The organism is Rugamonas sp. (assembly GCF_025354735.1).
Lineage (GTDB): Bacteria > Pseudomonadota > Gammaproteobacteria > Burkholderiales > Burkholderiaceae_D > Rugamonas.
Window position 1 is genome coordinate 25136 of the sequence record NZ_JANXMI010000116.1, and the last position, 13536, is coordinate 38671.

The 13536-nt window shown below is 67.3% G+C and carries 15 protein-coding genes and 1 tRNA gene; 8 read left to right on the plus strand and 8 right to left on the minus strand.

Annotated features, from left to right (window positions below):
• Nucleotides 1–112: 112 nt before the first annotated feature.
• Nucleotides 113–931: a hypothetical protein gene (locus Q0S71_RS09790; RefSeq protein ID WP_295994316.1), complete on the plus strand. Its 819-nt coding sequence runs from the start codon at nt 113–115 to the stop codon at nt 929–931.
• A 36-nt stretch (nt 932–967) separates the two neighbouring features.
• Here the strand turns inward: Q0S71_RS09790 and Q0S71_RS09795 are convergent, their stop codons facing one another.
• Complete coding sequence (locus Q0S71_RS09795) at nt 968–1408, minus strand: Hsp20/alpha crystallin family protein (protein ID WP_295994318.1); 441 nt, start codon at nt 1406–1408, stop codon at nt 968–970.
• 190 nt (nt 1409–1598) lie between these two features.
• On the opposite strand from Q0S71_RS09795, the gene Q0S71_RS09800 reads away from it, so the two are divergent.
• Nucleotides 1599–2531, plus strand: a complete 933-nt coding sequence (locus Q0S71_RS09800) for a hypothetical protein (RefSeq protein ID WP_295994320.1) — start codon at nt 1599–1601, stop codon at nt 2529–2531.
• On the opposite strand, the gene Q0S71_RS09805 is transcribed toward Q0S71_RS09800, so the two are convergent.
• The 3 genes from Q0S71_RS09805 to Q0S71_RS09815 are packed head-to-tail and all read right to left on the minus strand — an operon-like array spanning nt 2528 to nt 6921.
• Nucleotides 2528–4021 (minus strand): hypothetical protein, encoded by a 1494-nt coding sequence (locus Q0S71_RS09805; RefSeq protein WP_295994322.1) that lies wholly within the window; start codon nt 4019–4021, stop codon nt 2528–2530. The two genes, Q0S71_RS09800 and Q0S71_RS09805, sit on opposite strands and share 4 nt — an antisense overlap.
• Before the next feature lie 6 nt (nt 4022–4027).
• Nucleotides 4028–5419 (minus strand): RimK family alpha-L-glutamate ligase, encoded by a 1392-nt coding sequence (locus Q0S71_RS09810; RefSeq protein ID WP_295994324.1) that lies wholly within the window; start codon nt 5417–5419, stop codon nt 4028–4030.
• The gene (locus Q0S71_RS09815; RefSeq protein WP_295994326.1) at nt 5416–6921 is read right to left on the minus strand and encodes an aminotransferase class V-fold PLP-dependent enzyme; all 1506 of its coding nucleotides are present in this window, start codon (nt 6919–6921) and stop codon (nt 5416–5418) included. Before Q0S71_RS09815 ends, Q0S71_RS09810 begins: the two co-directional genes overlap by 4 nt.
• A gap of 233 nt (nt 6922–7154) precedes the next feature.
• Here Q0S71_RS09815 and Q0S71_RS09820 point away from each other — a divergent pair, with 233 nt between their 5' ends.
• The gene (locus tag Q0S71_RS09820; RefSeq protein ID WP_295994327.1) at nt 7155–7532 is read left to right on the plus strand and encodes a flagellar protein FlaG; all 378 of its coding nucleotides are present in this window, start codon (nt 7155–7157) and stop codon (nt 7530–7532) included.
• 112 nt (nt 7533–7644) lie between these two features.
• On the opposite strand, the gene Q0S71_RS09825 is transcribed toward Q0S71_RS09820, so the two are convergent.
• Together Q0S71_RS09825 and earP are read right to left on the minus strand one after the other, a co-directional pair.
• Nucleotides 7645–8220 carry an elongation factor P gene (locus Q0S71_RS09825; protein ID WP_295994330.1) on the minus strand — a complete coding sequence of 192 codons (576 nt, stop codon included), beginning with the start codon at nt 8218–8220 and terminating at the stop codon, nt 7645–7647.
• A 139-nt stretch (nt 8221–8359) separates the two neighbouring features.
• Nucleotides 8360–9517: an elongation factor P maturation arginine rhamnosyltransferase EarP gene (gene earP / locus Q0S71_RS09830; protein ID WP_295994332.1), complete on the minus strand. Its 1158-nt coding sequence runs from the start codon at nt 9515–9517 to the stop codon at nt 8360–8362.
• A gap of 384 nt (nt 9518–9901) precedes the next feature.
• On the opposite strand from earP, the gene Q0S71_RS09835 reads away from it, so the two are divergent.
• Nucleotides 9902–10117 carry a hypothetical protein gene (locus Q0S71_RS09835; protein WP_295994334.1) on the plus strand — a complete coding sequence of 72 codons (216 nt, stop codon included), beginning with the start codon at nt 9902–9904 and terminating at the stop codon, nt 10115–10117.
• Between the two features lie 3 nt (nt 10118–10120).
• Entirely contained in the window at nt 10121–10372 is a 252-nt protein-coding gene (locus Q0S71_RS09840; RefSeq protein ID WP_295994336.1) for a hypothetical protein, read from the plus strand.
• Here the strand turns inward: Q0S71_RS09840 and Q0S71_RS09845 are convergent, their stop codons facing one another.
• Nucleotides 10373–10570 carry a hypothetical protein gene (locus Q0S71_RS09845; protein WP_295994338.1) on the minus strand — a complete coding sequence of 66 codons (198 nt, stop codon included), beginning with the start codon at nt 10568–10570 and terminating at the stop codon, nt 10373–10375. It lies immediately after the preceding gene.
• Here Q0S71_RS09845 and Q0S71_RS09850 point away from each other — a divergent pair.
• The 3 genes from Q0S71_RS09850 to Q0S71_RS09860 all read left to right on the plus strand — a co-directional run bounded on the left by Q0S71_RS09850 (nt 10559) and on the right by Q0S71_RS09860 (nt 13288).
• Complete coding sequence (locus Q0S71_RS09850; protein WP_295994339.1) at nt 10559–10780, plus strand: hypothetical protein; 222 nt, start codon at nt 10559–10561, stop codon at nt 10778–10780. The two genes, Q0S71_RS09845 and Q0S71_RS09850, sit on opposite strands and share 12 nt — an antisense overlap.
• A 122-nt stretch (nt 10781–10902) precedes the next feature.
• Nucleotides 10903–11169 (plus strand): hypothetical protein, encoded by a 267-nt coding sequence (locus Q0S71_RS09855; protein WP_295994340.1) that lies wholly within the window; start codon nt 10903–10905, stop codon nt 11167–11169.
• Nucleotides 11170–11194: 25 nt separating this feature from the next.
• Nucleotides 11195–13288, plus strand: coding sequence for a S8 family serine peptidase (locus Q0S71_RS09860; RefSeq protein WP_295994341.1), 2094 nt, complete (start codon nt 11195–11197; stop codon nt 13286–13288).
• Nucleotides 13289–13350: 62 nt separating this feature from the next.
• On the opposite strand, the gene Q0S71_RS09865 is transcribed toward Q0S71_RS09860, so the two are convergent.
• Nucleotides 13351–13426: transfer RNA gene (locus Q0S71_RS09865), tRNA-Glu, on the minus strand.
• Between the last annotated feature and the right edge of the window lie 110 nt (nt 13427–13536).

Here is a 13536-nt window from a genome sequence, read left to right on the forward strand (position 1 = left end):
GCGGCGATGGCGGGAAGCGGGAAGGCCCATCGTAAGCCGCAGCGAAAATGTCATTGGATGCTATATCAAGCTTGAGGGGGTTATTTTGGACGCATCAAAACAAAAGCCGACGTTGCTGCGAGCCGCGGCGGATGGCAACCGGGCCGATCACAACAAGCGCATCCTGGCCGCGCTGGAACACGGCGGCCTGCCGCTACCGGCCGACCGCGCACGCCGCCGCCACCTCGACGGCCTGACCGTGGGCCTGGGCGCGGGACTGTTGCTGATGAGCGTGATGGCCTGGCTGGTCTACGACAACGCCGGCTCGCCTACGCCGCCGGTGCCGGAGGGGAGGAGTGGCGGACGGACGCTGGCGGCGCTGCCGGCGCGGCCGACAGCGCAGCAGGCCACGGCGGCGACGGCGGCAGCGGTAAATCAGGCGGCCGCCATCATCACCGAGTCCCCGGCGCTGGAACGGCCGGCGTCGCACCCGCCGGCAACGCCGGGGCACGGCCCGACCCGGCCGTCGATAGCGGACGCAAACGCAGCGGCGAAGGCGGCAACGTCGACGACGATGACGGCGGTGGCGGCGGTCCCAAAAACGGCGGCGGCGCAAGAACGCGCCGTCGCCACCGTCTCCGCCACGTCCACGAACGGCGCGAACAACGCGAACAACACCTCCTCGCGCCGCGCCGCCGCACCCGGTCCGCCGCCCATCCCGACCGACACCGACGTCACCTTGCTGACGGCGCTGGTGGCGCATGCCAACGGCCCGACCATGATCCTGCCGGAACGCACCCGCGACGTGGTCGAACGCCAGGACGACGACAGCAGCGCGGCATTGCTGGCGCGCTGCAAGCTGCTCGGCAGCATCGAAGGCATGCTGTGCCGCTCACGCATCTGCGCCGGCCGCTGGGACAGCGACGCCGCCTGCCGCGCGCCCAGCCACTGATGCGACGCCGGGCGGCAACGCCGACAAGGCGGGACCTTACTGGACCTGCAGCTGCTTGCCTCCCGTGCCGACGCGCTTGGGCAGCGTCAGCCGCAGTACGCCGTTTTCATATTTGGCCTCGGCCTTGTCGTCGTCGACTTCCTGCGGCAGCGTAAAGCTGCGATACACTTGCCCACAATAGCGTTCGCTGCGCAGCATGCCGCTGCCGGCGTCCTTCTCCTCCTTCATCTCCGCCGTCAGCGAAACCTGGTTGCCATTGATCGCAATCTTGATGTCTTCCTTCTGCACGCCGGGCAGGTCGGCCTTGACCATATACTCCTGCTCGTTTTCCGTCACATCCATGCGCATGCGCGGCGCCCCGTCCCCGCCGCGCAGCAGGGCCGGTGAAAAGTCACGCAGCATTTCATCGATATCGCGGAAGGGATCGAAGCGCGCCAGGTCGCGGAAGGGGCCAAACCGCGTCAGATTGTTAGCCATATATCCTCCTTTTATGATCGTGTCCAGCCCGCCCAGCCCGGCTGGCTCGACGTCCGGTCCTATTATGTTAGGAGCCGGCGCGGCCGGTGTCAATCGTGCGGACGCCCTGCGCCATCGGCTTTTGCGCCGGCGCTTCAATCTACAGTATGCTTACGCCTCCGGCCCGCCAGCCGCCCCCCAAAGGACCGCAGTGATCGTAAGCCATGACGCCAGCATCTGGGATGCGGCCGCCGCCCTGCCGCTCGAACAACGCCTCGGCGCCGCGCCGGCCGAGCTGGTGGCCCACGTCAACGCCGTCAACGCGCTGAGCGGCGCCAGCAACGTGCGCGCCGCGTCGGTGCCGGACGATTTCCGCGACGACGTGCGCGCCGCCGTCGACGAACTGCCGGCGGCGGTCAAGGCCCTGCTGCGCGAGAACTACCTCGGCGTCTACTTCACGCACGCGCTGGGATCGTCGGCCATCACCGACATCGTCGTCACGCCGGCCAGCGAATTTCTCGGCATCGTCACCGCGCTCGACGCCGACGCCTTCATCGCCCGCAGCGCCAACGAGTGGGCCAGCTGGAAGGAAAACACGCCGTTCGCGCCCTCGCGCTACGCGGTCGAAGTGCGCATCGCCGCGCCGGCGCAGGACAACCGCAAGAACGCGATCCAATATCTGCTGCTGCATGAACTGGGCCACGCGCTGGCCGCCGGCCGCACGCTGCTGCCCGACTGGTGGCTGGGCGCGGACCAGATCCAGCCGGCCGACAGTTACTCCTTCCTGCCGATTTCGTGGCGGATCGACGCCAACGGCGCCATACTGCCGCTGGACGCCTACGATTTCGCGGCGCGCGCGCAGCTGTCGTTCTACAGCGGTCCGCAGCTGGCCGGCGCGCAGATGCTGCCGATTTATCAGGCCCTGCAACGGACCGATTTCTTCACGCTGTATTCCTGCGTCAGCGCGCACGAAGACTTCGCCGAATCGTTCGCATCGTATGTGCACATGCAGCTGCTGCACAAGCCGATGAGCGTGCGCGTGCTGCACGACGGCGCGCCCGTGCTGGCATTGAATATGGACTGGAACGACGCCCGCTTCGCGCGCAAGGCGGCGCTGCTGGGACGTTTGCTGCGTCAGGATTAGGCGGCGGGCGGCGGCGCGATCAGCGCGCAGATCGCGGTCAGCGCCGCGCGGGCTTCGTCTATGCCGTCGATGCCGCCCATGCCGCCGGCGCCGCACGCATCGGCCACCATGCGCGCGCTGGCGCACAGGCGCAGGGCGCTGATGGGGCGACCGTCGCGCTGTCCGCACAGCACCGGCTGGCCGAGCTGGAAGCGGCGTCCGCCCCACCCTTGCGCCTGAAGACGGCGATAAATATCCAGCGTCCGTTCGCAACTGAGGATGGCGCCGTCGCCGTCCTTGAGCAGGAAGGGAAAAATCGTTTGCTCCGCATCCCAGCCGCGCGCCACGCCGAGCGCGCCGCGCTCTATCGCCGCCACCGGCAGCACTTCGACCAGCGCGCAGGCCGACAGCATGGCGCCGACCGCGGCGCCGAAGCGGCGCAAAAAGTCGGTGCGCGCCGCTTCGGAGACGGCGGCGTAACGCCTCATTTCAAACAGCGCCGCTTCCCAGCGCAGCAGCAAACCGAAGTTCGCCAGCGCCGGCAAGGCGGTCTTGTCGACGCGGTGATCGGGCCAGTCGCCGGCGGCCGAATACGCGGCCAGCGCGGCGGATAAATGGCCGCCGCATTTGCGCGCCATGAAGCCGGGCGGCAGCAGCAGCGCGCCGCAAAACGTCGGCCCCGTCATGAACTTGGAGCCGGTCAGCGCCACCATGAAACCCTGCGCCAGATAGGCGCGCACGGTGGCCGGCGCGAGGCGGAACTGGCAGCCGTCGACCAGCACGTCGAGCTGGCCGGGATAGCGCGCGCGCAGCGCCAGCACGGCGGCGATACCGGGCGCGATCAAGCCGGTCTTGCTGACGTCCGTCAGCGCCAGCAGCACCGGTGCGCCGTCGGCGGCGCAGGCGCTGACGATATCGGCATAATCGGCATCGACCGCGGCGGCCGGGCGCAGGCCGCCGTCGGCCTCGCGCGAGGCCACGAAATGGGTCGCGCCATGCCAATCGCCTATCGCTGCGCCGGCCGTGACGGCGGCGCCGCAGGCCGTGTTGCCGTTGAAGTGGCGGCCTTGCAGCGCGAGCGGCACGCCGCTGCCGGTCTCGCATGCGGAAATGAGCACAGTGTGGCGCGGCCGGCATAGCCCGGCGGCCAGCAAATGGATGTCGGTGCCCGACGCGGCCAGCACGGCGTCGACGCCGTCGTCCGGCCCCAGGCCGCAGTAATCGAGCAGCGCGGCGCGCTGGCGCGCCGTCTCGCGCGCGTAGACCAGGTGCGCCGCCTCGGTGCGCAGGCGGCCGGCGCAGGCGGCGCGCAAGGCGGCGGCGGCGGCGAAGGCGGCGGCCGAGATGTTGGTGGCGGTCGACGATCCCAGCGCGGCCACGGCGGCGTCGGGCGCCGGCGCGCAGCCGTAGCGCGTGCGGCCGGTGGCGCCGTCCGGCACGATGCGCTCGTCGCCGCCCGTCACCAGCAGCGCGGCGGTCGAGGCGAGGGTGGTGGCGGCGCCGTCGTCCATCGCGGCTCAGGCGGCGCCGGCGCGCGCGTGTTCCAGCATCGAACGGAAGGCGCCGAACACTTTTTGCATCGCCGCTTTTTTGTACGGGAACATGTCCTCCGGGTCCATGGCGTGGACGATCATGGCGTTGTCGGCCTCGAAGATCAGCAACGCGCCGTTGGGCATTTCGGCGCAGTCTATGCCCAGATACGGCAGCTGCATGCGGGCGTCGATGGCGCGCAGCGCGGCCGCGTGGCGCGGCGCGAACTGGCGCTCGAAATTGGCCATGCAGACCGCCTCCTCGGCGCGTTTAAGCGCGCTGTCGGTCATGCCGGCGTTCAGGTAGTGGATCATCCAGTGCTGTGAAATGGCGTAGTGGCAGATCAGCGGCCGGCCTTCGACCAGCACGATGCGGTACTTGCGGAACATGCCGTCGGCGCCGCGGTAGTCGACGAAGCGTGACACGTAGAACATGGCGCCGGCCACCTGCTGCAGATAGGCCGCCAGCGCGGCGGCGTCGTCGATTTTTTCCAGGTCGGTGCCGGCGTGCGAACCGATGGGACGCACGATGATGGGGAAGCCGCCGTCCGGCACGATGGCGCCGATGGCCGTGGCGCCGTCGGCCACCGCGTCCAGCACGGCGCGGTCGGCGCGCACCGACACCGGCATCTCGACGCCGGCCAGGCCGCGCAGCGCGGCGCAGACGCCGTCGCGCGTCAGCACGGCGATGTGTTCGGGGCGGTTGATGACGGGGCGCGGCCAGTCGCGCACATAGTCGACCAGCCTGCGCAGCAGCGGGCGGTTGGCCTCCGATTCGGCCACCGCCACCAGCAGCACGTCGTGCGGCGGCACGACATCGGGGAAGGCGCCGGCCGGGGTCAGGTAGAGCAGTTCGAGCGTGACGTCGGACTGCTCGACCAGGAACTCGACCGGCGTGTTCGACATCAGGTCGCCCGGTCCCATGACGACCAGCAGCCGCAGGCCTTCCGGCCGCTGCGCCGGCAGCAGGTAGTTAGCTTGCAGGGCGATGGCTTCGGCCTGCACCGCCAGCGCGTGGTCGCGGTGGCCGGTCAGTTGCAGCACGGTCGAGAAGTCGAGCATGGCGTGGGCGTCGAGCGGGTTGGCGCTGGCGCGCGCCAGCAGCTGCTCGCCCAGCGGCAGCAGGTCGACGCCGGTGAAGGCCTTGCGCATCAGCGGTGCGACACCGATCAGCGGCAGCGCCGGCGGCGTGGCGGTGGCGTCGGTGTCGATGTCATTGCGGATGCCGTTATCGTTGTCGATATCGGTGCCGGTGCCGGTGCCGGTGCCGGTGCCGGTGCCGGTGCCGGTGCCGTTATCAGTGTCGATGTCGATGTCGTTGTCGATGCCGGTGCCATTATCGGTGCCGATGTCGTTGTCGGGAGGGGCGGCGTGGTTCATGTCAAATGGGTCATGGACGGCGCCGGCGCGGCGGCGATGCGGGCCTCGGCCAGCGCCAGCAGCGCGGCCAGCATGGCGTCGATGTCGGCGCGGCCGCTGCGGTGGTTGACGATGGCGGCGCGGATCGCGACCTGGCCGGCGATGGTGGTCAGCGATGGCGCTGCCACGCCCGACTCCTGCAGGTCGGCCACCAGTTCGGCGTTGAAGCGGTCGATCTCGGCATCGGCGCCATGATGGCGATAGCGGAAGCAGACGATGTTGAGCGCGACGGGCGCCAGCAGTTCCAGCTGCGCCAGCGCGGCCACGCGCTGCTCCAGATAGCGCGCCAGCGCGCACGTTTCGGCGATCACCTGGCCGAGTTTTTCGGTGCCGTACACTTGCAGCGTGAACCAGGTTTTCAGCGCCCGGAAGCCGCGCGACAGGTCGGGGCCGAAGTCGCACGGCCAGGGCGAACCGGCGCCCATGCCGCGCGTGTCGCGCCGCAGATAGGCGGCCGGCGCGGCGAAGGTCTGGCGTTGCAGCTCGCCGTCGCGCACCAATATAAAACCGGCGTCGTACGGCACCTGGCCCCATTTGTGGAAATCGAAGGCCAGCGAATCGGCCAGCTCGATGCCGTTCAACAGCGGCGCCAGCTCGGGCGACAGCATGGCCAGCGCGCCGTAGGCGCCGTCGACGTGCAGCCACAGTTGGTGGCGGCGGGCGATGGCGGCGAGGCGCGGCAAATCGTCGATGGCGCCGACGTCGACCGAGCCGACGGTGGCGGCGATGAAGAACGGTTGCAGGCCCTGCGCCAGGTCGGCGGCGATGGCCTGTTCGAGCAGCGCGGCGTCGAGCTGGAATTGCGCGTTCATGGGGATCTTGCGCAGCGCGGCGCTGCCGAAGCCGGCCAGCTCCATGGCCTGCGCGATGCAGCCGTGGGCGCCGGCCGAGGTGTAGGCCACCAGCTTGCCAGCGGCGGCGTTGTCGGCGAGGCCCTCGGCCCGCACCGCCACGCCCAGCTTGCCGACCCGCGCCACCAGCAGCGCGATGAAATTGGCCGTCGAGGTGCCGGTGACGAACAGGCCGCCGGCCGTGTCCGGGAAGCCGAACAGCTGCGCCATCCAGCGCGTGATCTGGCGCTCGACTTCGACCGGGATCTGGTCGCGGCCGCCGACGTTGGCGTTCAGGCCGGCGGCCAGCATCTCGGCCAGCATGCCGACCGGCGTGCCGCCGCCGTGCACCCAGCCGAAGAAGCCGGGATGGGCGTTGCCGACCGCGTAAGGCAGGATCTGCCGCATGAAGGTGGAGTGGGCGTCGGCCAGGGCGCTGCCGTGCACCGGCAGCGGCTGCTGGAAGGCGGCCCGCGCCGACGCTGGCGCCGGCTGCCAAACCGGCCGCTCGCGCAGCGTCTGCAAATAGTCGAGCATGTCATCGAGCATCCGATGGCCTTGCTGGCGGAGCTGGTCCCAGTCCTCGGGGTCGAGCGTGGCGGGCGGCATGGTGGGCATAGTGTCAAATGGCAATAGCAGGCCCCCATCATAACGGCAATGTCGGCCCGCGCATACCGCGAGGACACGCGCCTTGCGGTGCCTGCTCGTTGCAACGGCGCGGCGCCATCGATATCGCCTAGAAAAGTTACATGAATTTACACACAGCCCTTCATTTTTTCCGGCCGCTGCCGTTACCGTAGATATGGGTGGCATGCATCGATAGCACGCAGCGTGCCGCCGCCAGCCGAATGACAGGGAACAGTGCCATGACTATCACGCAAACAACGAACGCAGCGGCCACGCCCGCCGCCCCCGATACGGTGGCGGCGCTGGCGGCGTCGCATCCGGCCAAAGCGGCCGTGGCCGCAGTCGCGTCGGCGGCGGGGTCAAGCCCGGCCGCCGCGAAAAAGGCGGTGGAGCCGAGCCAGACGGATCTGAAAAACTCGGTGGATCAGATCAACCGCTTCCTCAAGGTCAACAGCGAGGTCGAGTTCAGCATCGACCACGCCAGCGGCAAATCGGTCATCAAGGTGGTCGATACCGAGACCAACAAGGTGTTGCGCCAGTTTCCATCGGAGCAAGCGCTGGAAATCGGGCAAAATCTGCAAGACTCGAAAAGCGGCTTAATCAACGTCAAGGCCTGAGACGGGCCGACGGCGGCCGATGGCGGCGCCCAATAAAAAAAGCACGGCAGGTTGAACCTGGCGTGCTTTTTTTCATTGCCGGCCGCTGTCGCGGTCCGGCAAACGGTGACGATTAGTTGCGCACGACGCGCTTGTACTCGTTGGTGCGGGTGTCGATTTCGATGACGTCGTCCTGGCTCACGAACAGCGGCACTTGCACGATGTGGCGATGGGCTTCGACGGCGTTTTCGATACGCGCTTCCTTCAGGACGTTGCCCGAAGTGTTGCCCTTGACCGCAGGCTCCGAGTACACCACCTGGCGTGCGATGGTCGTTGGCAGCTCGACCGAAATGGCCTTGCCGTCGTAGAAGATGGCTTCGCATTCCATGCCGTCCTTCAGGTAATGCAGTGCATCGCCCAGGTTTTCTTCTTCGATTTCGTACTGGTTGTATTCGGTGTCCATGAACACGAACAGCGGGTCGGCGAAATAGGAATAGGTCACCGGCTTCTTGTCGAGCACGACGACTTCAAACTTGTCGTCGCCGCGGAAGACGTTTTCCAGCGGGCTGTTGGTCAGCAGGTTCTTCATCTTCCATTTGTAGGTGAAGCCCGTGCGGCTGGAACCGTTGACGTCGGAACGCAGAACGATGAACGGCTTGCTGTCGACCATAATGATGTTGCCAACGCGAATTTCTTTTGCAGGTTTCATAAAAAGTGTACGTAAAAAGTGGGTTGCATAAAAATCATCTGTCGCCTGCGGGCCCAAAAGCGCCGTCTGCTCACGTTTGATCGAAAAAATACGTTCTAAATTAACCCAACATTTTACCTGAGTTTTTGCGCTTAGCCTATCAAAGCGAGGCGGCAAACGTCAGCAAATTGCCGGCCAGATCGCCATGCCCGCTCATTTCCTGTTGCCAGGCCGACGATTGCAGGCCTATGGCGGGCAGCTCGGCCTGCAATCGGCTCCACAGCACGGGCCAGTCGGCCGGCCCGGCGGCGGCGTCGTTCCACTGCAGGGCGAAGGCGGACAGGCTGTCGAGACGGTCGGCGTAGACCTGTAAAAACGCCCGCAATTTCTTGTGGTGCAGATTATCGTCCTGCGGGTAGATATGCCAGATGAACGGCCGGTTGGCCCACTGGGCGCGCACGAACGAGTCTTCGCCGCGCACGAAATTGACGTCGCAGGCCCACAACAGGCGGTCGTAATCGGGCTGCGCGACGAACGGCAGCACGCGCACGGTCAGCGCGCCGTGGGTGCGCGCCGCGCCGGCCGCCGCTGGCGCGCCGAGAAAGGCTTGCACGGCGTCGGTAGCGACGCCTTCCGGCACCAGGCAGGTGATGGCGTCCGGTCCGGCCCGCCATGCGTCGAACAGGGCCGCGACCGGCGCGTGCGGATAGCAGAACAGCGACACCTTCAGCGACGCCATCTCGGCCGCCGTGACGCCGAACGGCGCCAGGAAGGCGGAGCGCGCCGCCGCATCCGACTGGAACGCCAGGCGCTGCCGGTCGAGCACCGCTTCGCGCAGCAGGCCGCCGGTTTTACCGTTGAAGCCGGGGAAGAAAAAATGCTTGGTCAGCGGCAGGCGCGGATGCGGCGACGGCAGCGTGTGGCAACCTTCGACCCACTCCTCGGCCGTCAGCCCCTCCAGATTGAGCCAGACCGGACGCGGCGTGCTCTGGGCCATGGCCGCGATATAGCCGTCCGGGATATCGCAGGCGAAAAATTCGATGACTATATCGGCCACATCGGCGGCGCTGAAGACGCCGTCGTTGTCGCGCCAGTGGCGCACGTCCACGCCGTCGACCCGCTGACGCTCCGCCGCGAGCGCGACGGCCGGGCAAATCCGCCGAAAACTGGGCAAGTCATCGACCCACAGCGTGACGGCCACGCCGTGCTCCTGGTGCAGTTGCCGGGCCAGGCGCCAGCAGATGCCGATATCGCCATAGTTGTCGACCACCTTGCAGAACAGGGCCAGGGTGGGCGGGGAGGTGTTTTCTGAGGACATGGGTAAGAAGGGAAGAAGTGCGCCCGCGCATGATAGACGATTAGCCGCTTGGTTGCTTAGCCGATAGTGTGCCCGGCCACCATTCTTTACGCGCATTTGAACCGAGAGTATCAAAACTTCCGCAAAAGGCACCGGTCCAATCGTCACTAGCGTCGAGCAAGGCCTAGTAAAACATGCCCGCCCGCCGCTCCTTGCCGGACGTGAACGGGTATCTATCAATCTGGATCGCTGCGGCCAGCCCGGCGTCGGTAAGGATGACAGGCAAAGCGGCGCACGGCGCGGCTCCAGCATCGAATAACAACGGAGTACAACCATGAATGAATATCAACAATATTATGGACAGCCGGCACCACAGGGCCTGGCCCCCAGGGCTTCTTCGGCGGCTTGATCGGCGCGCCGCTGGGCGGCCTGATCGGTCGCGGCATCGGCGGCCTGTTCGGCAATTCCCACCTGGGCGGACAGATCGGCCAGATCGCCGGCGGCATCGGCGGCTCCATCCTGCCGTTCAGCGCCGACCCGGTGGCGGCGGCCTACGCACAGCAAGCGCAACAACAGCAACTGCAACAACTGCAACAACTGCAGCAACTGCAACAGATGTAGCAGATGCAGCCGGCGCAACTGGCCCCGCAAGGCTGGTTCGGCAATCTGATCGGCTCGGTCGCCCAGCCGCTGGGCAGCACCATCGGCGGCTGGCTCGGCAACGCGGGCGTCGGCAGCACCATCGGCAATGTGGCCGGCCAGCTGGGCCGCATGCTGCCCTTCTCGGCCGATCCCGTGACGGCGGCCTACGCGCAGCAGGCGCAGATGCAGCAACAGGCGCAGCAACTGCAACAACTACAGCAATTGCAGCAGTAACTACAGCAGCAACAGCAACTTCAACAACTTCAGCAGCTTCAGGCGCAGCAGGGGCAGCAGGGGCAGCCAGGCCAGATCGCGCCGCAGGGCTGGTTCGGCAACCTGATCGGCTCGGTCGCCCAACCGCTGGGCGGTGCCATCGGCGGCCTGTTCGGCCATGCCGGCATCGGCAACACCATAGGCGGGGTGGCGGGCCAACTGGGCCGCATGCTGCCGTTCGCCGTCGATCCGGTGACGGCCGCCTATGCGCAGCAAATCGCACAGCAACAGCAACTGGCGCAACTGGCCCAGCAACAAGCCCAACTGGGACAACTGACGCAGGCCGCGCAACCGGGCAATAGCTACTACCCCGGCTATCCGCTGGGCCAGGTCGGCAATATGTATAGCGGCCAGCAAACGGTGCATTAATCGGCACGCCATGCCGGCAACGCGGCGGCGGCCATGCCCCGCCGCGTTCGGCCCTTCCCTCCCGCCACGGCGCGGGAGGGCCTACCGCTGCACCAGGGATTCAGGAGTTCAGGAGTTTATATATGCCACGACAAGACGAAGCGGATACGGTCGGATCGACCAGATATCTGATACGCGCCAAGGATGACGCTCCCATTAACGATGTGCTTACCGAACTGGCGGACGATCCCGACGTCGAACTGGTCGACCTGATCGGCCCCAGGGACAGGCCGCATACGGCGGTGGTGGACATCAGCGCCGACAAGGCGCGTGACCTGGTGCAGCGTTTTATTTCAAACAATCAGCAAGTGATTATCGAACCGGACCGGCCGCTGTCGCCCTTGGGCTGACCGCGCCGGACTGAAAGGAATTCTCATGGCTAAAAATCCTTACGGCGGCGCTCCGGCGTCGCCTGACACCGGCGCCAGCACCGACGGCGCCTCGTCCGAATCGACGGTGGACGACAACCACGGCGGCGCGGCGCGCAACGGCGGCAGCGACCAGCGCCAGGCGGGCGGCAGCGAAGCAGGCGGCGCTGATGCGGGCGGCACGCGCGGCGGCGGCGGCGGCGGCAACAGCAGCGGCAGCACCAACAATAGCGGCGGCAACAATAGCAACGCCAACGACGCCGGCCGCACCACCGTCGGCGCCCGCAAAAAACAATTCATCATCACGCCACGGCAGGCGCCCGACGGCCTGCAAACCATGAACTTCCAGCCGCTGCAATTTTCCGTGCTGGAGCAGGCGCTGCGCAACAGCGCCGACATCGAGGTGGTCGACACCATCGCGCCCGAATCCGTCGTCGGCGCGCTGGCCGATGGCATTAGCGGCAGCACGCACGGCGTGCTGGTGGCGCGCATGACGGATCAAAAGGCCGGCCTGCTGCATCAACAGGGACAGGGCCGCCTGATCGTCGAGCAGGACCAGCACCTGGGCTTGATGGATGCCACGCGGCGCCAGCCCGCCCTGGACAGCAGCCTGATGCCGAACGGCGGCCCGGTGCTGTCGGCCGTGGTGTCGGTGGTCGGCAAGGACGGCGCGCCGCTGGCGGACGCGGAAGTGTCGCTGTTCGGCAGCATGTTGCCGGCCACCGGCACCACCGACGCCAGCGGCCAGGTCCAGCTGTCGCTGCTGGGCGAGACGGCCGCCACCGTGCGCGGCTTGTACGTGCAGCCGAAAGCCGATTACTGGAGCTTTTACCAGCGCGATCCCGACCTCAGCAGCGAGCAGGTCAACGTCGTCGCGCTGCGCGCGCTGTCGGACTGGCCGGCGCTGGCCGGCTTCCCGGCGCAGCGCGCCTTCGGCTGGGGCCAGAAGGCGATGCGGCTCGACCAGCTGCCGGGCAGCTACCGCGGCGCCGGCGTCAAGGTCGCCGTCATCGATTCGGGCGTGGCCACCACCCACCGTAATCTGAACACGATACGGGCCGGCTTCGACGTGATCGACAAGCTGAGCAATCCCGACGGCTGGAATGTCGACACGCTGGGCCACGGCTCGCACTGCGCCGGCCTGATCGCGGCGGCCGACATCGCCTCCGGCATACGCGGCTTCGCGCCCGACGCCGAGATCCACGTCTGCAAGCTCTTCCCCGGCGGCCAGATCAGCCAGCTGATCGACGCCCTGGAATACTGCATCGACAAGCAGATCGACGTCGTCAACCTGAGCCTGGGCGGCGCCGACACGTCGGAAGCGCTGGAGCAGCAAATCCTGCGCGCGAAACGGGCCGGCATCGCCTGCATCGTCGCGGCCGGCAATTCCGGCGACGCCGTCCAATATCCGGCCTCGTCGCCCAACGTGCTGGCGGTGGCCGCCATCGGCAAGCTCGACGAATTCCCGGCCGACAGCTACCACGCGCAGACGCTGGACTCCAACGTCGACGCCAACGGTTACTTCGCGGCCAAGTTCAGCTGCCACGGCCCGCAGATCGCCGTGTGCGCGCCCGGCGTGGCGATCACGTCCTGCGTGCCGCCGAATAATTTCGCGGCATGGGACGGCACGTCGATGGCCGCGCCCCACGTCACGGGCCTGGCCGCGCTGACGCTGGCCCACCATCCGGACTTCCAGTCGCTCTACCAGACGCGCGGCCCGGACCGGGTCGAGCGCCTGTTCCAGCTCATCAAGCTGAGCGCGCGCCGCGTCAGCCTGGGCGACCAGAGCCGCACCGGCTATGGCTTGCCCGACGTGCTGGTGGCGGTGGGCCTGCAAGCGCAGCCTGGAACGGCTGTGGCGCAGGCGGCGGTGGCGCCGCAGGGCCTGATGCCACAGGCCGGCCTGGCCGCCATGCTGGGCCATCCCTATGTGCCCAATGTCGGCGGCGCCATCGGCCCCGGCGCGGCCGATCCCTATGGACTCGACGCGGCCCGGGTCGCCTATGCGGCTTATGCGCCGTGGTATGCGCCGCTGGGGCAGTTGCCGGGTTGGCAGTTCGGCAATCCGCGCGGGCCCCTGTATGGCCGCAACGGCTGGTAAAGGAGTGCGTGAAAAGCGCGCGACCATGCAAAAAGCCGCACTAGGCGGCTTTTTGCAAAATCTGGCGTCCCCAAGGGGATTCGAACCCCTGTACTCACCGTGAAAGGGTGATGTCCTAGGCCTCTAGACGATGGGGACAGAAACCTGTCCTTGGATGCTGGCGCATCCAGACCTGATACTACTTGGATACTACGATTGCTACTGAAAATCCTGGCGTCCCCAAGGGGATTCGAACCCCTGTACTCACC

Bases quoted from the DNA above. Each gene is read 5' to 3' on its own strand.
- Q0S71_RS09795 (WP_295994318.1), bottom strand. From the start codon at position 1,408: ATGGCTAACAATCTGACGCGGTTTGGCCCCTTCCGCGACCTGGCGCGC.
- Q0S71_RS09805 (WP_295994322.1), bottom strand. From the start codon at position 4,021: ATGGACGACGGCGCCGCCACCACCCTCGCCTCGACCGCCGCGCTGCTG.
- Q0S71_RS09810 (WP_295994324.1), bottom strand. From the start codon at position 5,419: ATGAACCACGCCGCCCCTCCCGACAACGACATCGGCACCGATAATGGC.
- Q0S71_RS09820 (WP_295994327.1), top strand. From the start codon at position 7,155: ATGACTATCACGCAAACAACGAACGCAGCGGCCACGCCCGCCGCCCCC.
- Q0S71_RS09825 (WP_295994330.1), bottom strand. From the start codon at position 8,220: ATGAAACCTGCAAAAGAAATTCGCGTTGGCAACATCATTATGGTCGAC.
- earP (WP_295994332.1), bottom strand. From the start codon at position 9,517: ATGTCCTCAGAAAACACCTCCCCGCCCACCCTGGCCCTGTTCTGCAAG.
- Q0S71_RS09840 (WP_295994336.1), top strand. From the start codon at position 10,121: ATGCAGCCGGCGCAACTGGCCCCGCAAGGCTGGTTCGGCAATCTGATC.
- Q0S71_RS09855 (WP_295994340.1), top strand. From the start codon at position 10,903: ATGCCACGACAAGACGAAGCGGATACGGTCGGATCGACCAGATATCTG.
- Q0S71_RS09860 (WP_295994341.1), top strand. From the start codon at position 11,195: ATGGCTAAAAATCCTTACGGCGGCGCTCCGGCGTCGCCTGACACCGGC.